Origin of the sequence: Bradyrhizobium sp. HKCCYLRH3061 (assembly GCF_051168015.1) — a bacterium.
Taxonomy (GTDB): domain Bacteria; phylum Pseudomonadota; class Alphaproteobacteria; order Rhizobiales; family Xanthobacteraceae; genus Bradyrhizobium.
Map to the genome: position 1 here is coordinate 182605 of NZ_JBNPUE010000004.1, position 22131 is coordinate 204735.

Consider the following 22131-nt stretch of genomic DNA (forward strand, 5'->3'; position numbering starts at 1 on the left):
GGAAGGTCCGACGTTGCTGGCGGCGGAGCATGGCGGGCGCGCAAAAATCGGAAGGCCCGGCCTCGCGACTGGCGAGCCGGGCCTTCCGATGTGAGGACGCGAAAGCTCAGGCCGCCGAGCTCACCGGCTTGTCCTGCTGTTCGGCTTCAGCCTGCTCGATCAGCTTCTTCTCGTAGGCGACGAGCTTCTTGGCTTCCTTCAGGGCCTGATAGAGATCGCCGTTCAGGATATGGCCGTTGATCGCCTCGATGATCGGCCAGGCGCTCGGCACCGTCGTGATGATGTCGCGCAGCAGGTTGAAATAGGTGCCGTGATCCGCATCTGCCCCCGGCGAGATGTACATCAGCTGGACCGCAAGATAGACGAGCTTGGCCGGCGTGTCGGCCGTCTCCGGCGTCAGGATGTCCTTTTCGCGCAGGATCGGAATGTTCTCGCCGTCGATCAGGAGGCGCGCGCGCTGGTCGGTATTGGTGATCACGCAGGAGCCGATGATGATGCGCTCATGCGGCTTCAGTTCGACTTTCAGGGCCATTCTCATTCTCCGTTGCCGCAATCGGCGTGGCGCCGAACCTGCCGCGTCGAGGCCGATGACCGGTCCAGCTGCCAGTCTCAATCGCGCGGGAAGTCTGCGCGCTCGATCGGTCGGCGCGCAGCAATCCTTTCCGATCATGGTTAACGGACGGTAAATGGCCGCGCGTGCCCGGCGAATATGCGGTGTTTTCAAGGTGATCCGCGGCGAATCATCTCGGCGCGGCCGTGCCGGTGCGGCGCGTCGGGCAACGCGAGCGGTCGTCACTTCACTGTTTGTTAGCCGCTCGCATTTACCTTAACGCACGTCGCCCAGTGGTGCAGTCACCCGCGGGCTTCGCCTTGATCCTGAATGGATCGGGCAGTTTGTTTCACACCAGAAGGGTATGAAAATGTCAGGTATTGTTCTCTCGGCGTCGGTGCGTCAGAATCTGCTTTCGCTGCAGTCGACGGCTCAGCTCCTCGCCACCACCCAGAACAATCTCTCCACGGGCAAGAAGGTCAACTCGGCGCTCGACAATCCGACCAACTTCTTCACCGCCCAGGGTCTCGACAACCGCGCTTCCGACATCTCCAATCTGCTCGACGGCATCGGCAACGGCGTGCAGGTGCTGCAGGCCGCCAACACCGGCATCACCTCGCTGCAGAAGCTCGTCGACAGTGCCAAGTCGATCGCCAACCAGGTGCTGCAGAGCTCCGTCGGCTACTCCACCAAGTCGAACGTCACCTCGGCGGCCCTGACCGGTGCGACCGCCACCGACCTGCTCGGCGCCAGCACCACGGCGGTGACCGGCTCGGTCGTGCAGAACGACAATACGACTCCGGCGGCGATCACCGGCTCGACCAAGCTGTCGGGTACGTCGGGCAGCTCGTCGAACGACCTCGCCAGCGGCATCACCTCGGGTGAGACGCTGGTCGTCAACGGCACCACCTTCACCTTCGTCACCGGCACGTCCTCGACCGGCACCAACATCGGCATCGGCGACAGCGTCAGCAACCTGCTGTCGGCGATCCAGACCCAGACCGGCGTGACCGCGTCGATCACCGCGGGTGCGATCACCCTGACGCCGCCGGCGGCGGGATTGACGCTCTCGGGCAGCAGCGGCACCTTGGCCAAGCTCGGGCTGAGTGCCGTCGGCGATGGCTTGTCGGGACAGACCTTGACGATCGGTGCCACAGGAGGTGGCACGGCGACGAGTGTCACATTCGGTCTCGGGACAGGGCAGATCAAGTCGCTGAACGACCTCAATACCCAGCTCGCAGCCAACAACCTGCAGGCTTCGATTGATACCACCGGCAAGATCTCGATCACCACGACCAACGACGCGGCCTCGGCCACGATCGGCGCGATCGGTGGTACGTCGGCTGCATCCAGCCAGGCCTTCAACGGTCTGACGGCGGCGGCTCCGGTGGCGGACGCGACTGCTCAGACGCAGCGCGCGAGCCTGGTCTCGCAGTACAACAACGTGCTGGCGCAGATCAACACCACGGCGCAGGACGCCTCGTTCAACGGCGTCAACCTGCTCAACGGCGACACGCTGAAGCTGACCTTCAACGAGACCGCCAAGTCGACGCTGTCGATCACCGGCGTGACCTTCAACACCGGCGGTCTCGGCCTGTCGAACCTCACCTCGGGCACCGACTTCCTCGACAACAACTCGGCGAACAAGGTGATCACCCTGCTGAACTCGGCGAGCTCGACGCTGCGGTCGGAAGCGTCGACGCTGGGTTCGAACCTGTCGGTGGTGCAGATCCGTCAGGACTTCAACAAGAACCTGATCAACGTGCTGCAGACCGGCTCGTCGAACCTGACGCTGGCCGACACCAACGAGGAAGCGGCCAACAGCCAGGCGCTGTCGACCCGCCAGTCGATCGCGGTGTCCGCGCTGTCGCTCGCCAACCAGTCGCAGGCGAGCGTGCTGCAGCTGCTGCGCTGATCCGCACGCATCGCATCTCGACGACCAAGGCGGCGGGGGAAACCCCGCCGCTTTTTTTCGCCTGGTTTGGCCGTCCGGCCCGTATCAATACTGGTCTGGAACCGGACGCGAGTGGAGCTGAGGGATCGCAACCAGTCGTTAAGCAAGAAATTTAAAGCGCCATTAACCATGTTTTAAAAGTGGGTGGACTAGAACCTCCTGGTGAATAACTAGGAAGGTTTCACACACATGTCCGGTATCGTTCTCTCGGCTTCGGTTCGCCAAAACCTGCTGGCGCTGCAAAACACCGCATCGCTGCTGGCCACGACTCAAAACAACCTGGCCACCGGCAACAAGGTCAACACGGCGCTCGATAACCCCACCGAATTCTTCACCGCGCAATCGCTCAACAACCGCGCGAGCGACATTGCGAACCTGCTCGACAGCATCGGTAACGGTGTCCAGGTTCTCCAGGCTGCGAATACCGGTCTCACCTCGCTGCAGAAGCTGGTCGACAGCGCCAAGTCGATCGCAAGCCAGGTGCTCCAGGCCCCGACGGGCTACACCACCAAATCGAGCGTGACCTCCGCGGTCATTCCGGGGGCGACGGCCAACAACCTGCTCGGCAGCTCCTCGAACAAGTTCGTGACGGGCTCCGCGGTCAACAACGACAACACCAGCACGGCGGTCGCGATCACCGGCTCCACCAGGCTGTCCGGCACGGCGAGCTCTACCTCGAACGACCTGGCGAGCAGCGTCACGACCGGCGACACGCTCGTGGTCAACGGCGTGGTGTTCACCTTCGTGGCCGGTTCGGTCTCGGCCGGCACCAATATCGGCGTCGGCGACACCGTCAGCAACCTCCTCGCCGCGATCGACTCGGTCACCGGCGCAACCGCTACGCCATCCTCGGTGACGGGAGGCCAGATAACTCTCGCGACAGGCACGGCGCAGGATCTGACAGTCTCGGGCACGGCCCTGGCCAAGCTCGGATTGACGGCCGCAACCACGACACGCAATCCGCCAGCATTGTCAGGACAGACACTAACCATAGCTTCGACAGGAGGCGGTGTCGCAACCAACATAACGTTCGGCACCGGCGCCTCGCAGATATCGACTCTGGCGCAGCTCAATACGGCGCTCGCGGCCAACAATCTGCAGGCAAGCCTCAGCACGAACGGCCAGCTCACGATCCTGACCACCAACGAATCTGCGTCCTCGACGATCGGCGCGGTGGCCGGCTCCTCCACGGCGGCAAGCCAGGCCTTCAACGGTGTGACGGCATCCACGCCGGTGGCCGACACCAACTCGCAGACCACACGCGCCGGATTGATCGCCCAGTACAACAACGTGCTGGCACAGATCGACACCACGGCGCAGGACGCCTCGTTCAACGGCATCAACCTGCTGAACGGCGATACGCTCAAGCTGGTATTCAACGAGACCGGACGGTCCACGCTGAACATCACCGGCGTGACCTTCAACAGCACCGGTCTCGGGCTGTCGGCGCTGGTCGTCGGAACCGACTTCCTCGACAGCAACTCGGCCAACAAGGTGCTGTCGACGTTGAACAGCGCATCGACGGCGATCCGCTCCGAGGCGTCGTCGCTCGGCTCGAACCTGTCGATCGTGCAGGTCCGTCAGGACTTCAACAAGAACCTGATCAACGTGCTGCAGACCGGCTCGTCGAACTTGACGTTGGCCGACACCAACGAAGAGGCGGCCAACAGCCAGGCGCTGTCGACCCGCCAGTCGATCGCGGTGTCCGCGCTCGCGCTGGCCAATCAGTCGCAGGCGAGCGTGCTGCAGCTCCTGCGCTGAGCGCGAACGAGCTGGAATAATATCTCATCGAAGCGGCGGGCCTTGCCCGCCGCTTCTGCGTTTGGCCATGCCGAGCGTGCCGGCACTGGTCTCCGTTCGATGTCGGGGAGCGGTGGTCTCGCTCTGCGAGAACGCCGTTGTTCGTGTAGTTCGCGCCGCCGGGTTGGATGAACAACGTACGATCTTCGTCCGGACATTTTGAATCAGCGCATTCGCAAGAAATTAAGAGGTGCACCAAACAAAGCGATTTGCGGTGCTCCGTGACGCTACGAAACAAATTCCGCTAACGGCCGCTAACCATATTTTAAAGGCACACAAAGTACAAAACCTGGGCAGTTTGGTCGTGTCCCTGCGTCAGTCCGGAGTAGTTGATGTCATATGCCGCTCAAGCCTATGCCCGCACGTCGCAGACGACGGCATCACCACGGGAGATCGAAGCCCAGGCTCTGTTGAAGGCGGCACGGCAGCTGCAGGAAGTCCAGGCCAATTGGAATGGCCCCGATCGCAACATGTACAAGGCTCTGCTCTTCAATCGCCGCTTGTGGACGATCTTCATGAGCGCGATGGAGGCGGACGACAATCCGAATCCGCTCGACATCCGCCAGAACATCGCAAACATCGGCGTGTTCGTGATGAAGCAGACGATCGAGATGCAGATGGATCCGGATCCGGCGAAGCTCAAGTCGCTGATCGACATCAACTGCCACATCGCCGCGGGATTGTCCGGGCGGAGCTGACCACAGGGGCAGGGGCGGGAGGCGCGTCATCGCAGCATCCCCTCTGCGTCCGACAAGTCGAACCTGTTCAATACGGCGCGAAGCAACAGCAGATACGTGGCCGTCGATCAGACGCTCCATCAGGGCGGCTGGCGCGGAAGATATGCCAACGGGACGTCGTTCACGGTCTCGATCGCCAACGTCGAGGGCTTTCACGCCAAGCTTCGCTACCAGCGCGACGGCGTGAACAAGTATCAGGACGTGCTGATCAAGCACAATGCGTTCAGGATCGGCGATACGAAGTTCACGCTGACCGGCAACGGCAAGGCCCAGATCAAGAACGTGGTCACCGACGCCGCCTCGGGCCAGACCTATCTCGACACCGCCTACGCGATACGGAGCAGTTGATCCGCCAGAGCTGCGCCGCTCGATACGGCAACGCCGCCCGGTGGGGCGGCGTGCAGGCGGCGGAATGAAGCGGCTCGATCCCGCGGGGGGCTCAGGCTGTGCGATCGGTCGCCACGACGCGCGGCACGTCCGCCTTCTGCAGATCCTTCTGCAGATCGAGCGTGTTGAAGTAGGCCCGGCGGCGCAGCACGGCCTCATCTGGATATTGGGTCACGACCTGGTCGGTCTTGCGGTTGACCACCTGGAACACCAGAGCGGCAGCGGCGCGATCGTAATAGGCCTGGCGCGACACCGACAGATCGTTCGCGATGTTGACCGGGATGTCGTTGCGCACGGGGGCGCCGGGCTCGGCCGCGGTCACGGTCTGGCTGGGAGGAAGGTCCGTTGGAACAGCGCTCACCACCGCCTGGCTCGACGGTGGAATTATCGGAACGGACGCTGGCGTCCCTACCGGTCTTACGCTGAAATCGGAACTCATGGCAGCCTCCTCATGGCCATCGAGTCAATTCCCAACCCATCCCGCTTGCAACTATGCCGATGACCAATCAACGTTATGTTAGGAAATAGGATGAACGGCGCGTTGTGATTCGCCCGGGCCTTTTAAGCTTATCCGAGCGTTAAGCGGCGATGGCCGCGCGGCCCGTGAGGCGGCGCGGCGCTGCGATGCAGATGGGGGTCTGGCGGTGAGGCTCAGAGCGTCCGGCTGACGGCGAGCGGGGTGAGGTGCCGCGCCCCCGGGGCGGCGCGGCGGCCGCCGGCGGTATAGGTGCTGGGGATGTTCTTGCGCTGAACCTCGGCATTGACGCCGCGCACGATCTTTTCCGAGATCGCGTGCGCAGTGGCCAGCACGGTCAGGTTCACCTGCAGCATGGCGCGGAAGGTGTCGTGGTGACGGTGCAGGGTGGCGAGCAGCTCCGGCGCGGTCTGCTTCATGAAATTCTGGCTCGCCTTCAGACGACCGACGGCCGTGACGTAGTGACGGGACAGCTCGGTCTTCCTCGGGCCGAACGCCATGCCTTCGCGCAGCTTGCCGGCGCGGACCAGCTCGGTCTCCTGCTCGATGACGGCGATCAGCTCGCTCATGACGCTCACCATCTCGTCGGCGAGCGCGCGTGCCTCGGCGGCGCTGGTGGCGGCGGTGTAGGTCGTCTTCTTCGCCTGGCCCTGTGCGGTCATTTCATAACTCCCTTCGGCGCGAGCGTTTGCCGCCCACGCGCTTGTCACGCGAACATCTACGCTTTGCCGTTGGCGCCGGAGCTGCTGCCGGCCTGTTGCAGGATGAGAGTGCGGAAGACGTCGTTTGAGATGCCGACGCCGCCGGCCTTGGCGAAGTTCTTGGAATATTGCTCCGTCAGCATCGAGCGCCAGACGCCCGTGCCCGGCGTGTCGCCGAACGGACCTTCGCCCTTCACGCCGCTGGTCATCTGCGAGAACATGCTGTTGAGGAACATCGCTTCGAAGTCGGTCGCCGTCGCCTTGGCCCTGGCCTGCGCCTTGGGCGAGACCTTGGTCAGCGCCTCGGCGAGATCGAGATCGGTGCGCGGCGCGGTGACCGCCGCCGCCGTCGGCATGCTAAGGGCGACGCGGCCATGATAGGAGTCGATGAAGGACGTCGCCATCACATCACCTCGATGTCGGCTTCGATCGCGCCGGCCGCCTTGATGGCCTGGAGGATGCTGATCAGGTCGCGGGGACCGATGCCCAGGCCGTTGAGGCCGTCGACCAGCTGCTGCAAGGACACGCCGTCCTTGACGACCGCGAACTTCTTGCCTTCCTCGGTGACGCCGACGCTGGTGCGCGGCGTGACCACGGTGCGGCCGCGGGACAGCGGGTTGGGCTGGCTGACCTGCGGACTTTCGGAGATCGTGACGGTGAGGTTGCCCTGCGCCACCGCGACGGTCGCCACGCGCACGTCGCGGCCCATCACGATGATGCCGGAGCGCTCGTCGATGACGATCTTGGCGGCAAGGTCAGGATCGACCTGCAACTGCTCGATCTCGGTCAGGAAGGCGACGACGTTGCCCTTGAACTCCGCCGGGACGCTCAGTTGCACCGTCGACGGGTCGATCGGCTCGGCGGTCTTGACGCCGAGGAAATCGTTGATCGCGGCGGCGATGCGCTTGGCGGTGGTGAAGTCGGCGTTGCGCAGGGCAAGCCGTACGTTCGGCAGCCGGTTCAGCGCAAACTCGATCTCACGCTCGATGATGGCGCCGTTGGCGATGCGGCCGACGGTCGGCACGCCGCGCACGATCTTGGCGGCCTCGCCCTCGGCCTGGAAGCCGGAGATCGCGAGCGAGCCCTGCGCCACCGCATAGACGTTGCCGTCGGCGCCGAGCAGCGGGGTGACGAGCAGGGTGCCGCCCTGCAGGTTCTTGGCGTCGCCGAGCGCGGAGACCGTCACGTCCATGCGCGTGCCTTGCGTGGCGAATGGCGGCAGGTTTCCGGTGACCATGACTGCGGCGACGTTGCCGGTGCGGATGGTGGCGCCGCGGATGTTGACACCCATGCGCTCGAGCATCGCCTGCAGCGACTGCTTGGTGAACGGGATGTTGTTCAGCGTATCGCCGGTGCCGTTGAGGCCGACCACGAGGCCGTAGCCGATCAGCTGGTTCTGGCGCACGCCCTCGATATTGGCGAGATCCTTGATCCGCGAGGTCGCATTCGCAGACATGACGGTAGATGCCAGCGCCAGCACGGCGGCGCAGGCGACCTGAAACAGGCGCGTAGTTCGGACGCGTCGCATCCTATGCTCCCCTCGAACTCTTCAAGTGATCACTCGGCCACTCCCATGACCGCATGATCGACGTTCAACTATGCGAGCGCCGTGCCAGGGCGATGCTCCGGGCTAACTCATTGAAAGAGTGTGAAATCAATCGCGAGCCTTGTTGCGATCCCGGGGTGCGCCGGGGGAACGAAGCTGCCGCCCCGGCAGAATTTGCCGGGCCGTTTACGCACCGTTAACCACGACGGAGCCAATCTCCCCGTCGAGAGGCGGAAGCTTGCGGGAGCCATCGATGCGCATCTACGGACCGAAAGGCACGACGCTGGGCTCGTCGACGAGCGCGACGCGGAAGACCTCGTCCGGCGGCTTCAGGCTGCCTGATGCCGGCACCACGCAGGACACGCGCGCGACGCTCGCGCCGAAGCAGACTGCGAACATCGATGCGCTGCTGGCGCTGCAGGGCATCGAGGAGGAGCCGGCGGAGCGCCGCAAGCGCTCGGTCCAGCGCGGCAAGCGCGCGCTCGACGTGCTCGATGATCTCAAGCTGTCGCTGCTGTCCGGCAGGCTCGACACCGCGATGGCGCTGCGGCTGCGCGATGCCGCGGCCGACCTGAAGCAGACCTCGGGCGACCCGGGACTGGATGCGATCCTCTCCGAGATCGAGCTGCGCGTCGAGGTCGAGCTCGCCAAGGCCGGGCGGGGCTGAGACGCATCGCGCGCGCTCAAGCCGCCTTCGACGGCTGCTGCGCGTCGTAGCGGCGCTGCGCCGCGGTGACCTCCTTGAGATGGCGCTCGGCCCAGTCGCGCAGCGGATCGACCGCAGCGGCGAGCGTCAGCCCGAGCGGCGTGATCGAATATTCGACCGTGACCGGAACGGTCGCGATCGCGCGCCGCCGCACCAGGCCGTCGCGCTCCAGGCTCTTCAGAACCTGGGACAGCATCTTCTGCGAAATGCCTTCGATCGTCCGCCGCAACTGATTGAAGCGCAACGGTTCGTTGCGCAGCAGGATCAGGATCAGCACGGCCCATTTGTCGCCGACGCGATCCAGGATCTGGCGGGTCGGGCAGTCGGCGGCGTAGACGTTCGCGGCTCTCATCGGTTACTCCGGCGTGACCAGGTGATCTTAAAGTGCGCTCTTAACACCAGCATTCGTTCGGCTATCTAGTCACTATCGGATACCGAGGTGGCTGCGTCCAGTCTCGGATCCGACCTCGTGATCTCGAACATAGGAGCTGCCCCATGAAGATCGCCGTCGCCGGCGCGTCCGGCCGTGCCGGATCCCGTATCACCGCCGAGCTGGCCAGCCGCGGCCACCAGGTCACCGGCATCGCCCGCAACCCGGACAAGATCGAGAAGCGCGCCAACGTCACGGCGGTGCAGGGCGATGCCAACGACCGCGCCGCGCTGGCGAAACTGTGGGCCGGCCATGATGTCGCGATCAGCGCGATCCATTTCCTGGTCAGCGATGTCGAGACCCTGATCGGAGCCGCCAAGGACTCCGGCGTATCGCGTTACCTCGTGGTCGGTGGTGCCGGCTCGCTCGAGGTCGCGCCGGGTGTGCGGCTGGTGACGACGCCCGGCTTTCCGGCCATCTACAAGGCCGAGGCGGAGAAAGGTGCCGCGTTCCTCGACCGCCTGCGCCAGGAGAAGGAGCTCGACTGGACCTTCCTGTCGCCCTCGGCCATGATCGATTTCGGCGCCCGGTCCGGCAAGTTCCGCCTCGGAACGGATCAGCTGCTGGTCGATGCCGACGGCAAGAGTTTCATCACCTTCGAGGACTTCGCGGTCGCGATGGCCGACGAAATCGAGCGTCCGGCGCACCGGCGGGCCCGTTTCACGGTCGGTTACTGAGGCCATCCGCGGCGTCCCGCCGGCTGGGGCCGAATTTGCCTGTGCAACGGCCCGAACGGCGGGGCGCCCGTGCCGATGGAAATATTGTCTGTCACATGAGGCCGCTATATAACGCGGCCGCGAACGGGCGTATTCCGTCCGCCGGTGCCGAAACCGGCGCCAGCACGTACAGATGGGCTGACCTTGGAAAAGTTGAAGAACTACAAACCTTCCGAAAAAGAGCCTTTCATGAACGAACGCCAGCGCGACTATTTCCGCGCCAAGCTGCTGGCATGGAAGGAGGAGATCCTGCGCGAATCGAAGCTCACCCTGCAGGCTCTGCAGGAGGAGAACGTGAACCATCCGGACCTCGCCGACCGCGCGTCGTCGGAGACCGACCGGGCGATCGAGCTTCGCGCCCGTGACCGCCAGCGCAAGCTGATCTCCAAGATCGACGCGGCGCTCCAGCGTATCGAGGACAACACCTACGGCTATTGCGAGGAGACCGGCGAGCCGATTTCGCTGAAGCGGCTCGAGGCCCGTCCCATCGCGACGCTGTCGGTGGAGGCGCAGGAACGCCACGAGAAGCGTGAAAAGGTCTATCGCGACGAGTAGATCGCGACGCTGACCTGAACGAGCAGGGATTGCGGCCGCTTGCCGGGTGCGGCCGCAGTGTTGACGGCCGAGACGCGTTCGTGCGGTCCGCACAGGCTGTGCGGGAGCGAACGCAAGCGCCTTTGTTCTCCAAACATCCGGAACTTTTCGGCGTCTGCTGAATTATCTGCGGTTCCATCTCGGAACGCCGCGGGGAATCATGGGCGAGCCGAACATAGCCAGAGGCGCGCTGGCAACGATGCAGCGTTCCTACGGCGTCCTGAGCATCAAGGGACGCCTCCTTCTGCTGGCCGGCATTCTGTTCCTGCCCTGCGTCGGGCTGATCGCCTATGTCATCGTGTCGATGGCGCAATCTGCCGACTCCTCGATCCGGCGCGGCCTGTCCTATGCCGCGCAAACGATCTCCGGTGCCGTCGACGCCGAACTGCGGCGCTACATCGCGCTCGCGGAGGTGCTGGCGAAGTCGCCTGATCTCAGCGCTGCCGATCTCAGCAGCTTCGAGGCAGAGGCGCGCCGTGTCGGTGCGGTCAGCGGCGAAGGCTGGATCATCGTGTCCGACGCCAGCGGCCGGCTGCTGCTCAACACCATCGCAACGCCGGGCAAGCCGCTCGGCGAGCGCACTCCCGAGGGCCGGCGCTCGCAGGAGCGGGCGTTTCAGTCGGGGCGGCCGTCGATCTCGGACATCTTTACCGGCCCCAACTCCGGCGCGTGGGTGGCGACCGTCGATGTCCCCGTCTTCAAGGACGGCAAGCCGTTCCGCTGCCTTTCGATTGCCATGCCGGCCGCGAGCTACACCCGGCTGCTGGCCCAGCAGCAGCTGCCGGCCGACTGGCTGGTCGGCATCATGGACGGCCAGGGCCGCTACGTTTCGCGCATCCCGAAGAACGCGACCACGACCGGGCAGCCGGCGTCGGCCGGCTGGCGGGCGACGGCCAAGACCGAGGGGATTGCGGAGTTTCCGTCGATCGAGGGCGATCGGGTCATCAACGCCAATGCGCGTCCCCAACTGAGCGACTGGACGGTCGGGGTCGGCATCAAGCAGGCGGCCTTCGCCCAGGCGATCTCCTCGACGGTCCAGACCGCGACCATCGTGGCGACGACGATCTGTGCCTTGGCGCTGCTGCTGGCGGCCGGCATCGGCCGAAGCATCGCCCGGCCGCTCGAAAGCATCGCCGTCAAGAGCGCCATCCCCGGTGAGGCCGCGCCCGCCGATCCCCCGGAGGTCCGGGCGCTCAACGCCCGACTGGCTGCGGCCGAAAGGGCGCAGGCGGAGAGTGCACGCGTCATCCAGGAGAATTTCGGGATGCTCGCCCAGGCCAGGGACGATGCGTCGCGCACGGCCGGGCAGCTCAAGCTCGCCGCGAAATACGGACGGCTTGGCACCTTTACCTGGGACGGCAGATCCGGCGCCAGCCACTGGTCCGATGAGATCGAAGAGCTCTATGGTCTTGCGCCGGGCACGTTCCCCGGGACCTATGACGCTTGGCTGGCGCTGGTGCATCCCGAGGATCAGGCGCGTGCCGACCGGGACAACAAGCAGGCGCTGATCACCGGGGAGCTCGATTCGGAATGGCGGGTGCCGCTGCCCGACGGCTCGATCCGGTGGATCGAGGCGCGCGCCCGCATGCTGGGCGGCGAGGGCGGCGGCGATCCGTACATGATCGGCGTGAACATCGACGTCACGGCCGCGAAGGAAGCCGATCGCAAGCGCGAGCTGCTGGTGCATGAGCTCGCCCATCGCGTCAAGAACAGCCTCGCCGTGGTGCAGTCGCTGGCGCATCAGCTGCTGCCGCGCCACGACGCCAAGGTCCGCGATTTCACCTCGCGCCTGCATGCGCTGGCGACGGTGCACACCAGCCTCGCCGAGAACGACTGGCAGGGCGCCGATCTCGCCGCGCTCATCAGGAGCCAGGTCGCGCCGTTCGCCGGCACACCGGATCAGCTCGCGATCAGCGGCCCCGCCGTCCTGGTCCCGGTCGAGCTGACGACGCAGCTGGCGCTCGTCATCCACGAGATGGCCTGCAACGCCAGCAAATACGGCGCGCTTACCACGCCCAACGGTCACGTCGATGTCAGCTGGTCGCTGGCGCAGGACGCGCTGCATGTCCGTTGGCAGGAGAGCGGCGGCCCGCCGGCAACAGAGCCGCCGGTGGTCGGCTTCGGCAGCCGGCTGCTGACCCGCACCGTCAGGCATCTGCAGCGGACGTTTGCCGAGAGCGGGCTGACCTGCCAGTTCGAGCTGCCCTGGCTCAGGACGCCTGGCGAGAGTTCGGTGGCCGCAACGGAAGCGAGCTGAGCGCCGGCGCGCGAAGCGCAGCGGGTCCCGACATGGCCTTGCCATCGCGCACTGCCATCCTTGCGCCCAGGAGTCCTGCCCGGAGAACGCAATTCTGATGAGCGAGGTTCTGGTTACCGGCGGCTCCGGCTTCATCGGGGCGCATGCGATCCTGCAGCTGCTGGCCGCGGGCCACCGTGTCCGCGCGACCTTGCGCAGTCCCGATCGGCGAAGCGAGGTTTTGACAATGCTCCGGCGCGGCGGTGCGACCGACACCGGGCCGCTGTCGTTTCATGCCGCCGATCTCAACAGCGACGAGGGCTGGTCGGCCGCGGTCGACGGGTGCGATTATGTCCTGCACATCGCCTCGCCGCTGCCAGCCGCCGTGCCCAAGGATGAGAGCGAGCTCATCGTGCCGGCCCGCGAGGGCACCTTGCGGGTGCTGCGGGCGGCGCGCGATGCCGGTGTCAGGCGCGTGGTGGTGACCTCATCCTTCGCCGCGATCGGCTACGGCCACGAGGGGCGGCGCCGGCCGTTCGACGAGACCGACTGGAGCCGGCTCGATGGTCCGGGCATTCAACCCTATCCGAAGTCCAAGACCCTCGCCGAGCGCGCGGCCTGGGAGTTCATCGCCCGCGAGGGCGGCGCGCTGGAGCTTGCAACGATCAATCCGGTCGCCGTGCTCGGCCCTGTCCTGGGCCCGGATTTCTCGACCTCCATCGCGATGGTGCAGGCGCTGCTGGCCGGCCAGGCCCCCGCCGTGCCTCGCATCAGCTTTGGCCTCGTCGACGTGCGCGATGTCGCCGACCTGCATCTGCGGGCGATGACAGACCCGGCCGCCAACGGCGAGCGCTTCCTGGCGATGGCGGGCCGGAGCGTCTCGCTACTGGAAATCGCGCAAGTCCTGCGCGCGCGGATGGGCGTCGGCGGGCGACGGGTGCCACGGCATGAGCTGCCTGACTGGCTGGCGCGCCTGCTCGGCGTGGTGGTGCCGCAGCTACGCGCCGTGCAGCCGCTGCTTGGGCGTTATTGCGAGGCGAGCGCCGACAAGGCGCGGCGTCTGCTCGGCTGGAGTCCACGCTCCAACGAGGACGCGATCGTCGCCACTGCGGAAAGTCTGCTCGAACTCGGTATCGTGAAACGTGAAATCGGTTGAACGAGCCGCTTGCGCCGCGGCCGCGCCGTCTCAAATTGTTGATGAAGCTGAGATGGGAGTCCAAAACTCGTTTATAAACAATCCGTTCACCATAGATCCTGCGATGCCGGTTCGGGCCGCGGGCCAGGGGAGTTGAAGGGCCATGGGAGCAGACGAGATCCTTGCCGCTGCGCGACTGATCGTGGATGCCCGCAAGCAGCGGGCGCCCCTGGGGGCTCTGCCGCCTCAGCTTCAGCCGAAGGATGAAGCGGCCGGCTATGAGATCCAGCGCGAAGTCCATTGGCTGCTCGCCGAGCAGGCCGGTGACTTCGCCGGCTACAAGATCGGCTGCACCAGCAAGGTGATGCAGGACTATCTTGGCATTCCGCATCCCTGTTCCGGCGGAGTGTTCGCGTCCGGTATTCACCAGACAGGTGTCGAACTGCGCACGGCCGACTTCGTCCGCGTGGGCGTCGAATGCGAGATCGCCGTGCGGCTCGAGCACGACCTGCCGCCGTTGGACGCGCCGTTCACCATGGATCGGGTCATCGAGGCGATCGGCGACTGTCATGCGGCGATCGAGATCGTCGACGACCGTTATGTGCAATGGCAGACGCTGGGAGCGCCGACGCTGGTCGCCGACGATTTCTTTGCTGCCGGCTGTGTCCTCGGCCCGGCGCTCCCACGCGCTGCCGTGGCGGACCTGGCCGCTGTGCAGGGCCGTGCCATCGTCAACGGCACCCTGGTCGGCGAGGGCACAGGCGCGGATGTGCTGGGACATCCGGTCCATGCGCTGGCCTGGCTTGCTAATCATCTCGCCGCGGGTGGTGACGGGCTCGAGGCCGGGCAGCTCGTCCTGACCGGCAGCCTGGTCAAGACGATCTGGCTGGGCGCGGGCGACCGGGTACGGATGGAGCTGGACGGCCTCGGCGTGGTCGAGGCCGCGTTCGTGTGAGCCGAGGTGGCGCTGGAACGCTTTGAGCTGGCGTCCATCAGCTCGGGTGTGACAACTAAAACGAACACGGCCTCCGGCAGGGGAGCTACCGGAGGCCGCGTATACATCACCCGCCGCGCCTAGGTTCGCATAGGGCAATGTGGGAGCTCGTTTTCAGAGAAGGGCGGCGGCTGCGGGGTCATGCGCCATGACCCATATCGCGCTCGGCCAATCCCTTGTCCGACCCTCCCGCCTGGGGAGGGATTTCGGTCGTGTGTCTTGGTCCTCGTTTCGATTCGCGCCTTGCGAGGTCATCGCATGGGCGGCTTCCAGTGCGACCGGGCGGCGCTCCGTCCGGTCCTTGATGCTGAGGTTTGCCTCAGAACGGCAGCAGGATGTCCATGACCTGCTGGCCGTAGCGCGGCTGCTGGATGTCGGTGATCTGGCCGCGGCCGCCGTAGGAGATGCGGGCCTGGGCGATCTTGGTGGAGTCGATGGTGTTGTCGCTCTGGATGTCCTCGGGGCGGACGATGCCGGCCACGATCAGCTCGCGGATCTCGTAGTTGACCCGGATCTCCTGCTTGCCTTCGACGACGAGGTTGCCGTTCGGCAGCACCTGGGTCACGACCGCGGCGACGCTGGTGGTCAGGGACTCCGACCGCTGGATGGTGCCCTTGCCGTCGGAGGACGAGGTGCCGTCGGCGGTCAGGATGCGGCCGGGCAGCACCTTCTGCGCCTGCACGCCGAGCGTCTTCGCGCCGATGAAGTCGGTGATGCCCGAATCCTCCTTGTTGGTGCGGCTGCGCTGGGTTTCGTTGGCGAAATTGGCCTTGTCGGAGATGCTGACCGTGACGGTCAGGAGGTCGCCGACCTGACGGGCGCGCTGGTCCTTGAAGAAGGCGCGCGAGCCGTTACGCCACAGCGAGTTCGGCGCGTAGGACACGGTCTCGGGTTTCGGCATCGGCATCTGTACCGGCTTGTAGCCCGGCTGCGTGGTCGGATTGTCGATCTCCGTCAGCTTCGGCCGCTCGCCGATCTGGCTGAGACGGTCGATCGAGGAGCATCCGCCGGCGATCGACAGCACCGCGAAGGAGACCGAGATCAGCGCGACCCGGCGCAGGCTCGATGCGCCCCGATCATCAAACTTGAACTTCGACATGAAACTTACTCGGCTTTCGGGGTGGCGGAGGTGGGAAGGCGGCTGGCGACGGCCACGGGCGCGGCGATGTCCGCTTCGGAGGTCTGCGCCGGCTTGGCGACGGCGATGTCGACGGAGACCTGGCCGCGACCCGAGACGCGGCCGGTCACGGTGCGCTTGGACTGCAGATTGAGCACGCTGACGACATCGCCTTCGGTGCCCGACTCCAGCGCCTTGCCGCGCGTGGTGAGATAGATGCCGGCGGTCTGAAAGATCAGCGTGACCGCCTGGTCGCGCTGCACGAGGTCGGGCTTGGCGAGGTCGGTGGTCTTGAGCGCCTGGCCCGCGCGCGCCGGACGGCGCATCTGCATGCCCACCGCGAGCTCGCGCGAGGCGGGTTCGCCGCCGCCGAGCTCGGCACGCGGCCGTCGCTCGGTCTGCAGGTCGCCGGAGCGGATCATCTCGTTGCGATCGATGTTGCGGGTCAGCACCACGGCCTCGACGGTCTCGATCGCCGTGCCGGTGTAGCGCAGCTTGGTCGTACCAGCGCCATTGGCCTGGCCGAGCTCCAAGGTGATGTCGAAGCGGCCGCTGCGTGGGTCGAACCGGACGCTGGTCGGCGCCAGCGTGCCCGACATCGACGCCTCGAATTTGAGGTCCTGCACCGGCTGGTCGAAGCTGATGCTGAGGTTCGCGGCATCGCCAAGGCCGTTGCGGTGATCGAGCGCCTGGGCCACCGCCGCGCCGATCTCCTTGGCATCGACGGCGCGCGCCAGCCGCGTGACCGCGACCTCCTTGATGTCGCGGACCTCGACGCCGATCACCTGGTGGGTGCGCAGGGTCGCGATCACCTGCGCGGCCGGCAGCACGCCGGTGGTGCCGAGGTCGGGCGCGCGGTAGACGGCGATGTTGGCCGCGACGCCCGCATTGTCGATCAGGTCGCCGACGCGAACGATGTCGCCGGTGACGTTCACGGTGGAGCGCAGCACGGGCGCCTTGATCTGGTCGTCGGCCTCGCCGGCCAGCGCCGACAGCGCAGTCGAGGCGAGCAGGGCAGCCGCAAGAAGGAAGGGACGGACGGTACGGGTCATGACGGTAATCTCCCTTCGAACCTCAGCGGAACAGCGCCGTGGTCGACTGCAGCATCTGGTCCGCGGCCGAGATGACCTTCGCGTTCATCTCGTAGGCGCGCTGCGCGGCGATCAGCTCGCTCATCTCGCTGACGACGTCGACATTGGCCTGCTCCAGGCTGCCCTGGGTGATGCTGCCGAGACCGTCCTGGTTGGCGACGCCGTCCTGCGGCGGCCCGGAGGAGGGGGTGTCGGTGAACTGGTTGTTGCCGACCGGCTGCAGGCCGGCCTTGTTGATGAAGCGCGTGATCTGGAGCTGGCCGATGATGTTCGAGGTGGTCGAGCCCGGCAGTGTCACCGAGACCTGGCCCTGCGCGTTGACCGTGATGCCCGAGGCGTTCTGCGGGATCGTGATGGTCGGCTGCACCGGGTTGCCCTGGGCGGTGACGATGCGGCCCTGATTGTCCATCTGGAAGGTGCCGTCGCGGGTGTACTGGAAGGTGCCGTCGGGCATCAGCACCTTGAAGAAGCCCTCGCCCGAGATCGCGAGGTCGAGGTCGTTGCCGGTCTGCGACAGCGTGCCCTGGGTCATCGAGCGCGGCGTGCCGACGGTCTTGACGCCGCCGCCGATGTCGATGCCGACGGGCAGGATCGTGCCCTGGTCCGACGACTGCGCGCCGACGCGGCGCATGTGCTCGTAGATCAGGTCCTGGAACGCCACCGTCTGCTTCTTGAAGCCGGTGGTGCGGAGGTTGGCGATGTTGTTGGAGATCACCTGAACGTTGAGTTCCTGTGCCGCCATTCCGGTCGCAGCGGTGTGAAGCGCCTGCATGTCACGTCTCCTTCAAGATCTGTCAGGCCGGAACGTCGGCGAGTTTCTCGATCGCGTTCTTGCGCAGGTCGCTCTGGACCTGCAGCATGTTGGCGACCTGGGTGTAGGCACGCATCACTTCGACCATCTTGCTCATCTCGCCGACCGCGCTGACGTTCGACTTCTCGATGTAGCCCTGCTGCACGGTCGACTTGGTGTCCTGCTGTGCGGTGGCGCCGGCGGCGGCGGCGTAGAGGTTGTTGCCCTGCTTCTGCGCGGCCTGCGGATCGGCGAAGTTGACGATGCGCAGCTTGCCGCGGATCGAGTCGGTGCGGTTGAGGCCCTCGACCACCGTCACGGTGCCGTCGGGCGAGATGTTGATGTCGTGGTCGGTCTGCTGGAACACGATCGGACCGCCGGTGCCGAGCACGAGGTCGCCGGCGGCGGTGACGAGCTGTCCGAGGTTGTTCATGTGCAGATTGCCATCGCGGGTGTAGCGCTCGCCGGCCGCGGTCTGCACCGTCAGGAAGCCGTCGCCCGTGACGGCGACGTCGAGCGCGTTGCCGGTGCGCTGCATCGAGCCCTGCGAGAAGTCGCGATAGGTGCCGCGGTCCTGGACATAGGACACCCTGCGGCCGGCTACCGGAAAATTGTCCTCATGCGCGCCGGAGGAGAGATACTCCTCGAACAGCTGCTGATCGGCCTTGAAGCCGTTGGTGTTGACGTTGGCGACGTTGTTGGCAACGACGTCGAGTTGTCGCTCCAGCACCATCTGCCGCGACAATCCGATGAGAAGCGCATTCTCCACCGGTCGATCTCCCCTCTTAACGAATCCCGTTCGCGGCACCTCTCCCAAGGCGGTCTCGACCGGGTCTTCCAGAACCGTTCAGCTCTCCCAAGCCGGCGGGTTCGCAAGGGGTACAGCGAAAGCCGTGCCAAATCTGAAACTATCGATAAATCAATGGTTTGGATTTCAGTGCGGGTTCCGAACACCCGGCAATAACGTCTCGCTAACCATAATTGCCCGGCAAGTTTTTCCCACCGCCTCGGCAAAAGAAAGCTTCCGTTAACCATTGTTACCGTAGCGTTCCCTCAACAAAGCGCAGATGCGCTGGGAGCGTTGGTTTCGCGTCATTAAGCTTTCTGGCGGCATCGGCTCGATTTTCCGGAAGGATCCGAAAGCTATGGCCGAGAACGAAGCCGGAGCAGGCGAAGGCGAGGAGCAAGCAGGCTCGCCGAAGAGCAAGCTCAAGCTGATCATCATGGTCGTCGGCGCGCTGGCGCTGCTCGGCGTCGGCGGCGCGGCCTATTTCTTCTTCTTCAGCCACAAGAACGACGAGCATCACGCCGAGGCGGCGCCGCCGCCGAAGCCGCCGGCCTTCGTCGAGGTGCCGGACCTTCTCGTCAACCTGGTCGGCAATCCCGGTGACCGCGTCCAATATCTGAAGGTGAAGATCGTGCTCGAGGTGAAGGAGGAGAAGCAGGTCGAGACGATCAAGCCGACGCTTCCGCGCGTCACCGACATCTTCCAGACGTATTTGCGCGAGCTCCGGCCGAGCGACCTCAACGGCTCGGCGGGCCTGTTCCGGCTCAAGGAGGAGCTCACCAAGCGGGTCAACGTCGCGCTGGCGCCCAACCAGGTCAACGCGGTGTTGTTCAAGGAAATCGTGGTCCAGTAAGGCAAAGAAGCGCAACGATCATGGCTGGCAACGATCAAGTCGACCAAGATGCGATAGCCGCGCAATGGGAAGCCTCGCTCGACTCGGAGGATCCCACAGAGGCCGCGGAAGCCGCAGCAGCCAACGAACTCACCGAATCGATGGCCCTGCAATGGGCCGCGATGGTCGAGGACGGCAGCCGCGATTTCGGCGCCACCAAGAACGGCGGCGAGCGGGTGCTGTCGCAGGAGGAGATCGACAACCTCCTCGGCTTCACCGCCGGCGAGGTCAGTCTCGACGACCATTCCGGCATTCGCGCGATCATCGATTCGGCGATGGTCTCCTACGAGCGTCTGCCGATGCTCGAAATCGTCTTCGACCGCCTGGTGCGGCTGATGACGACGTCCTTGCGCAACTTCACCTCCGACAACGTCGAAGTCTCGCTCGACCGCATCACCTCGGTGCGCTTCGGCGACTACATGAACTCGATCCCGCTGCCGGCCGTGCTCAGCGTGTTCAAGGCGGAGGAGTGGGAGAATTTCGGGCTCGCCACCGTCGATTCGACCCTGATCTATTCGATCATCGACGTGCTGCTCGGCGGCCGCCGCGGCAACACCCAGCTCCGCGTCGAGGGCCGCCCCTACACGACGATCGAGACCAACCTGGTCAAGCGCCTGATCGAGGTGGTGCTGAGCGATGCCGAGCAGGCGTTCCGGCCGCTGTCGCCGGTGCGCTTCACCATCGACCGGCTCGAGACCAACCCGCGCTTCGCCGCGATCAGCCGGCCCGCCAACGCCGCGATCCTGGTGAAGCTGCGGATCGACATGGAAGACCGCGGCGGCAACATCGAGCTGCTGCTGCCCTACGCGACCATCGAGCCGATCCGGCCGGTGCTGTTGCAGATGTTCATGGGTGAGAAGTTCGGCCGCGATCCCGTCTGGGAAGGCCACTTCGCCACCGAGATCACCAAGGCCGAGATCGCCGTCGACGCCGTGCTCTACGAGGCCGACGTGCCGCTGAAGCAGCTCATGAAGCTGAAGGTCGGCGACACCCTGCCGCTCGACATCCGTCCCGATGCGCTGGTCGCGGTCCGCTGCGGCAGCACCATGCTGACGGAGGGGCGGATGGGGCGGGTCGGCGACCGCGTCGCGATCCGTGTCACCAAGAATTTGCGCAAGCCGAATACGACGCTGGCGATGTTCGAAGGCGCCGAAGGCCAGAACAAGTTGATGGAGGCCCAATGAACCACTCCCTCGGATTGATCATCGAAAGCCTGGTGGCGGTCCTATTGGTGCTGACCATCGGCTATTGCATGCTGCTGAATTCCAGGCTGAAGCGGCTGAAGGCCGACGAGCATTCGCTCAAGGCCGTGATCGCTGAGCTGATCACCGCGACCGAGATCGCCGAGCGCGCGATCGGCGGCCTCAAGCTCGCGGTGCGTGACGTCAACGACAATCTCGGCAATCAGCTCGCCGCCGCGACGCAGATGTCCGACCAGTTGCGCAAGCAGCTCGCCGAGAGCGACGGCGTGGTGCGCCGCCTGTCGCGCATCGCCAGCGCCGCGCGACCCATCACCTCGCCTGACGCCGCGCCCGAGCCGGCGCCGGCGCCTGTGCCGGCGATCACGACCGAGCCGGTGCGCGTCTCCGGTGCCAAGGCGGTTGCCGCCGCGGCCCAGGCATTCTCCGAACGTCGAAGGACTGGTGGCCTTGCCGCATGAATGCGTTTCGTAACATCCGCGTCATTCCCGTCGTCCTGATCGCGGTGGCCTGCCTCGCGGTCCTGAAGGTGGCCGGCCTGGTGATCGATGGCGGCTACGTTTTCGACTACGACCCTCACCCGACCAAGCGGTCCTGGGCTCAGGAGAACCTCGGCTATCCAGGCCGCGAGGACAATGACATCGTCACCGGCTCCACGCACGGCGCGCCGAAGGAGAAGAAGGAGGAGGCGCCCAAGCCCGCCGCTCCGGACACCAAGCCCGAGGGCGTCGTGATCAAGCCCGAGGAGAACCAGCAGCAGGTGTCGCCGGCGGAGAAGGCGATCCTCGAGCGGCTGCAGTCGCGCCGCCAGGAGCTCGACGCGCGCGCGAGAGAGATCGACATCCGCGAGAGTCTTTTGCGCGCCGCCGAGCAGCGCATCCAGTCCAAGACCGAGGAGATGAAGGCGATCGAGGGCCGCATCTCCGGCGCGCAGGCCGCCAAGACCGAGGCCGACAACGCCCGCTTCAAGAGCATCGTCACGATGTACGAGGGCATGAAGCCGAAGGACGCCGCCAAGGTGTTCGACCGGCTCGAGATGTCGGTGCTGATCGAGATCGCCTCGCAGATCGCGCCACGCAAGATGTCCGACATTCTCGGCCTGATGACGCCGGAGGCGGCCGAACGGCTCACGGTCGAGCTCGCCCGCCGGGCCGGCGCCGAACGGCCCGAGGCGAGCGCCGAGCTGCCGAAGATCGAAGGCAAGATCGTGCCCGTGAAGAGCAATTGAGCCGCATGTTTAATGCGCCCTTAAACGCCGGCACCTAGATTTCCGGCGTGGCGGGGCAGGCGTATC

General features: G+C 65.5%; 24 protein-coding genes. 14 read left to right on the forward strand and 10 right to left on the reverse strand.

Features of this window, described 5'->3' with window-relative positions; translation table 11 throughout:
- Positions 1-106: 106 nt before the first annotated feature.
- Positions 107-532 carry a flagellar biosynthesis repressor FlbT gene (gene flbT / locus ACQR2C_RS10110; RefSeq protein WP_315715996.1) on the reverse strand — a complete coding sequence of 142 codons (426 nt, stop codon included), beginning with the start codon at positions 530-532 and terminating at the stop codon, positions 107-109.
- 388 nt (positions 533-920) lie between these two features.
- On the opposite strand from flbT, the gene ACQR2C_RS10115 reads away from it, so the two are divergent.
- From ACQR2C_RS10115 to ACQR2C_RS10130, 4 genes are all read left to right on the forward strand, one after another.
- Positions 921-2465 (forward strand): flagellin, encoded by a 1545-nt coding sequence (locus ACQR2C_RS10115; RefSeq protein ID WP_434881036.1) that lies wholly within the window; start codon positions 921-923, stop codon positions 2463-2465.
- A gap of 228 nt (positions 2466-2693) precedes the next feature.
- Positions 2694-4265, forward strand: coding sequence for a flagellin (locus tag ACQR2C_RS10120; protein WP_315804310.1), 1572 nt, complete (start codon positions 2694-2696; stop codon positions 4263-4265).
- A gap of 371 nt (positions 4266-4636) precedes the next feature.
- Positions 4637-5002 carry a flagellar biosynthesis regulator FlaF gene (gene flaF, locus ACQR2C_RS10125; protein ID WP_315715999.1) on the forward strand — a complete coding sequence of 122 codons (366 nt, stop codon included), beginning with the start codon at positions 4637-4639 and terminating at the stop codon, positions 5000-5002.
- A 96-nt stretch (positions 5003-5098) separates the two neighbouring features.
- On the forward strand, positions 5099-5389 hold the full coding sequence (locus tag ACQR2C_RS10130; protein ID WP_316218151.1) for a hypothetical protein: 291 nt from the start codon (positions 5099-5101) through the stop codon (positions 5387-5389).
- Positions 5390-5480: 91 nt separating this feature from the next.
- Here ACQR2C_RS10130 and ACQR2C_RS10135 read toward each other — a convergent pair whose 3' ends face one another.
- From ACQR2C_RS10135 to ACQR2C_RS10150, 4 genes are all read right to left on the reverse strand, one after another.
- Positions 5481-5867: a hypothetical protein gene (locus ACQR2C_RS10135; protein ID WP_316180416.1), complete on the reverse strand. Its 387-nt coding sequence runs from the start codon at positions 5865-5867 to the stop codon at positions 5481-5483.
- A 212-nt stretch (positions 5868-6079) separates the two neighbouring features.
- Complete coding sequence (locus ACQR2C_RS10140; protein WP_316180418.1) at positions 6080-6565, reverse strand: hypothetical protein; 486 nt, start codon at positions 6563-6565, stop codon at positions 6080-6082.
- A gap of 56 nt (positions 6566-6621) precedes the next feature.
- Positions 6622-7008: a flagellar assembly peptidoglycan hydrolase FlgJ gene (gene flgJ / locus ACQR2C_RS10145; protein ID WP_316180420.1), complete on the reverse strand. Its 387-nt coding sequence runs from the start codon at positions 7006-7008 to the stop codon at positions 6622-6624.
- Positions 7008-8132 (reverse strand): flagellar basal body P-ring protein FlgI, encoded by a 1125-nt coding sequence (locus ACQR2C_RS10150; RefSeq protein WP_315738786.1) that lies wholly within the window; start codon positions 8130-8132, stop codon positions 7008-7010. The genes flgJ and ACQR2C_RS10150 overlap by 1 nt, the downstream gene beginning before the upstream one ends.
- 271 nt (positions 8133-8403) lie before the next feature.
- Between ACQR2C_RS10150 and ACQR2C_RS10155 the strand changes: the two genes are divergently transcribed.
- Positions 8404-8817 (forward strand): flagellar assembly protein FliX, encoded by a 414-nt coding sequence (locus ACQR2C_RS10155; protein ID WP_316180422.1) that lies wholly within the window; start codon positions 8404-8406, stop codon positions 8815-8817.
- Positions 8818-8833: 16 nt separating this feature from the next.
- Here the strand turns inward: ACQR2C_RS10155 and ACQR2C_RS10160 are convergent, their stop codons facing one another.
- A complete protein-coding gene (locus tag ACQR2C_RS10160; RefSeq protein ID WP_315804303.1) occupies positions 8834-9208 on the reverse strand; it encodes a winged helix-turn-helix transcriptional regulator in 375 nt (124 codons plus the stop codon).
- A gap of 143 nt (positions 9209-9351) precedes the next feature.
- Between ACQR2C_RS10160 and ACQR2C_RS10165 the strand changes: the two genes are divergently transcribed.
- The 5 genes from ACQR2C_RS10165 to ACQR2C_RS10185 all read left to right on the forward strand — a co-directional run bounded on the left by ACQR2C_RS10165 (position 9352) and on the right by ACQR2C_RS10185 (position 14922).
- The gene (locus ACQR2C_RS10165; protein WP_434881037.1) at positions 9352-9963 is read left to right on the forward strand and encodes an NAD(P)-dependent oxidoreductase; all 612 of its coding nucleotides are present in this window, start codon (positions 9352-9354) and stop codon (positions 9961-9963) included.
- A gap of 228 nt (positions 9964-10191) precedes the next feature.
- Entirely contained in the window at positions 10192-10557 is a 366-nt protein-coding gene (gene dksA / locus ACQR2C_RS10170) for an RNA polymerase-binding protein DksA (protein WP_170323279.1), read from the forward strand.
- Between the two features lie 238 nt (positions 10558-10795).
- Positions 10796-12853: a sensor histidine kinase gene (locus tag ACQR2C_RS10175; protein ID WP_434881038.1), complete on the forward strand. Its 2058-nt coding sequence runs from the start codon at positions 10796-10798 to the stop codon at positions 12851-12853.
- Positions 12854-12950: 97 nt separating this feature from the next.
- On the forward strand, positions 12951-13988 hold the full coding sequence (locus ACQR2C_RS10180) for an SDR family oxidoreductase (RefSeq protein WP_316218148.1): 1038 nt from the start codon (positions 12951-12953) through the stop codon (positions 13986-13988).
- 142 nt (positions 13989-14130) lie between these two features.
- Positions 14131-14922, forward strand: a complete 792-nt coding sequence (locus tag ACQR2C_RS10185; RefSeq protein ID WP_316218147.1) for a 2-keto-4-pentenoate hydratase — start codon at positions 14131-14133, stop codon at positions 14920-14922.
- A 358-nt stretch (positions 14923-15280) separates the two neighbouring features.
- Here ACQR2C_RS10185 and flgH read toward each other — a convergent pair whose 3' ends face one another.
- Genes flgH through flgF form a run of 4 tightly spaced genes read right to left on the reverse strand, consistent with a single transcriptional unit; the run spans position 15281 to position 18728 of the window.
- Positions 15281-16060 (reverse strand): flagellar basal body L-ring protein FlgH, encoded by a 780-nt coding sequence (gene flgH / locus ACQR2C_RS10190; protein WP_315804298.1) that lies wholly within the window; start codon positions 16058-16060, stop codon positions 15281-15283.
- Between the two features lie 5 nt (positions 16061-16065).
- Complete coding sequence (gene flgA, locus ACQR2C_RS10195; protein ID WP_316180435.1) at positions 16066-17130, reverse strand: flagellar basal body P-ring formation chaperone FlgA; 1065 nt, start codon at positions 17128-17130, stop codon at positions 16066-16068.
- A 22-nt stretch (positions 17131-17152) separates the two neighbouring features.
- Entirely contained in the window at positions 17153-17941 is a 789-nt protein-coding gene (flgG, locus tag ACQR2C_RS10200; RefSeq protein ID WP_315804296.1) for a flagellar basal-body rod protein FlgG, read from the reverse strand.
- A 22-nt stretch (positions 17942-17963) separates the two neighbouring features.
- On the reverse strand, positions 17964-18728 hold the full coding sequence (flgF, locus tag ACQR2C_RS10205) for a flagellar basal-body rod protein FlgF (protein WP_316180437.1): 765 nt from the start codon (positions 18726-18728) through the stop codon (positions 17964-17966).
- Between the two features lie 376 nt (positions 18729-19104).
- Between flgF and fliL the strand changes: the two genes are divergently transcribed.
- Genes fliL through ACQR2C_RS10225 form a run of 4 tightly spaced genes read left to right on the forward strand, consistent with a single transcriptional unit; the run spans position 19105 to position 22065 of the window.
- Positions 19105-19599: a flagellar basal body-associated protein FliL gene (gene fliL / locus ACQR2C_RS10210; RefSeq protein ID WP_315804294.1), complete on the forward strand. Its 495-nt coding sequence runs from the start codon at positions 19105-19107 to the stop codon at positions 19597-19599.
- A 20-nt stretch (positions 19600-19619) separates the two neighbouring features.
- Positions 19620-20822, forward strand: coding sequence for a flagellar motor switch protein FliM (gene fliM / locus ACQR2C_RS10215; RefSeq protein ID WP_315804293.1), 1203 nt, complete (start codon positions 19620-19622; stop codon positions 20820-20822).
- Complete coding sequence (locus tag ACQR2C_RS10220; protein ID WP_315804292.1) at positions 20819-21298, forward strand: DUF6468 domain-containing protein; 480 nt, start codon at positions 20819-20821, stop codon at positions 21296-21298. The genes fliM and ACQR2C_RS10220 overlap by 4 nt, the downstream gene beginning before the upstream one ends.
- A complete protein-coding gene (locus ACQR2C_RS10225) occupies positions 21295-22065 on the forward strand; it encodes a flagellar protein FlbB (protein ID WP_315804291.1) in 771 nt (256 codons plus the stop codon). Before ACQR2C_RS10220 ends, ACQR2C_RS10225 begins: the two co-directional genes overlap by 4 nt.
- Positions 22066-22131 lie beyond the last annotated feature (66 nt).

Bases quoted from the DNA above. Each gene is read 5' to 3' on its own strand.
- ACQR2C_RS10140 (WP_316180418.1), bottom strand. From the start codon at position 6,565: ATGACCGCACAGGGCCAGGCGAAGAAGACGACCTACACCGCCGCCACC.
- ACQR2C_RS10180 (WP_316218148.1), top strand. From the start codon at position 12,951: ATGAGCGAGGTTCTGGTTACCGGCGGCTCCGGCTTCATCGGGGCGCAT.
- ACQR2C_RS10185 (WP_316218147.1), top strand. From the start codon at position 14,131: ATGGGAGCAGACGAGATCCTTGCCGCTGCGCGACTGATCGTGGATGCC.
- flgH (WP_315804298.1), bottom strand. From the start codon at position 16,060: ATGTCGAAGTTCAAGTTTGATGATCGGGGCGCATCGAGCCTGCGCCGG.
- ACQR2C_RS10120 (WP_315804310.1), top strand. From the start codon at position 2,694: ATGTCCGGTATCGTTCTCTCGGCTTCGGTTCGCCAAAACCTGCTGGCG.
- ACQR2C_RS10165 (WP_434881037.1), top strand. From the start codon at position 9,352: ATGAAGATCGCCGTCGCCGGCGCGTCCGGCCGTGCCGGATCCCGTATC.
- dksA (WP_170323279.1), top strand. From the start codon at position 10,192: ATGAACGAACGCCAGCGCGACTATTTCCGCGCCAAGCTGCTGGCATGG.
- fliM (WP_315804293.1), top strand. From the start codon at position 19,620: ATGGCTGGCAACGATCAAGTCGACCAAGATGCGATAGCCGCGCAATGG.
- fliL (WP_315804294.1), top strand. From the start codon at position 19,105: ATGGCCGAGAACGAAGCCGGAGCAGGCGAAGGCGAGGAGCAAGCAGGC.
- flgA (WP_316180435.1), bottom strand. From the start codon at position 17,130: ATGACCCGTACCGTCCGTCCCTTCCTTCTTGCGGCTGCCCTGCTCGCC.
- ACQR2C_RS10115 (WP_434881036.1), top strand. From the start codon at position 921: ATGTCAGGTATTGTTCTCTCGGCGTCGGTGCGTCAGAATCTGCTTTCG.
- flgJ (WP_316180420.1), bottom strand. From the start codon at position 7,008: ATGGCGACGTCCTTCATCGACTCCTATCATGGCCGCGTCGCCCTTAGC.
- ACQR2C_RS10220 (WP_315804292.1), top strand. From the start codon at position 20,819: ATGAACCACTCCCTCGGATTGATCATCGAAAGCCTGGTGGCGGTCCTA.
- ACQR2C_RS10175 (WP_434881038.1), top strand. From the start codon at position 10,796: ATGCAGCGTTCCTACGGCGTCCTGAGCATCAAGGGACGCCTCCTTCTG.
- ACQR2C_RS10160 (WP_315804303.1), bottom strand. From the start codon at position 9,208: ATGAGAGCCGCGAACGTCTACGCCGCCGACTGCCCGACCCGCCAGATC.
- ACQR2C_RS10150 (WP_315738786.1), bottom strand. From the start codon at position 8,132: ATGCGACGCGTCCGAACTACGCGCCTGTTTCAGGTCGCCTGCGCCGCC.
- flgG (WP_315804296.1), bottom strand. From the start codon at position 17,941: ATGCAGGCGCTTCACACCGCTGCGACCGGAATGGCGGCACAGGAACTC.
- flbT (WP_315715996.1), bottom strand. From the start codon at position 532: ATGGCCCTGAAAGTCGAACTGAAGCCGCATGAGCGCATCATCATCGGC.
- ACQR2C_RS10225 (WP_315804291.1), top strand. From the start codon at position 21,295: ATGAATGCGTTTCGTAACATCCGCGTCATTCCCGTCGTCCTGATCGCG.
- ACQR2C_RS10155 (WP_316180422.1), top strand. From the start codon at position 8,404: ATGCGCATCTACGGACCGAAAGGCACGACGCTGGGCTCGTCGACGAGC.
- ACQR2C_RS10135 (WP_316180416.1), bottom strand. From the start codon at position 5,867: ATGAGTTCCGATTTCAGCGTAAGACCGGTAGGGACGCCAGCGTCCGTT.
- flaF (WP_315715999.1), top strand. From the start codon at position 4,637: ATGTCATATGCCGCTCAAGCCTATGCCCGCACGTCGCAGACGACGGCA.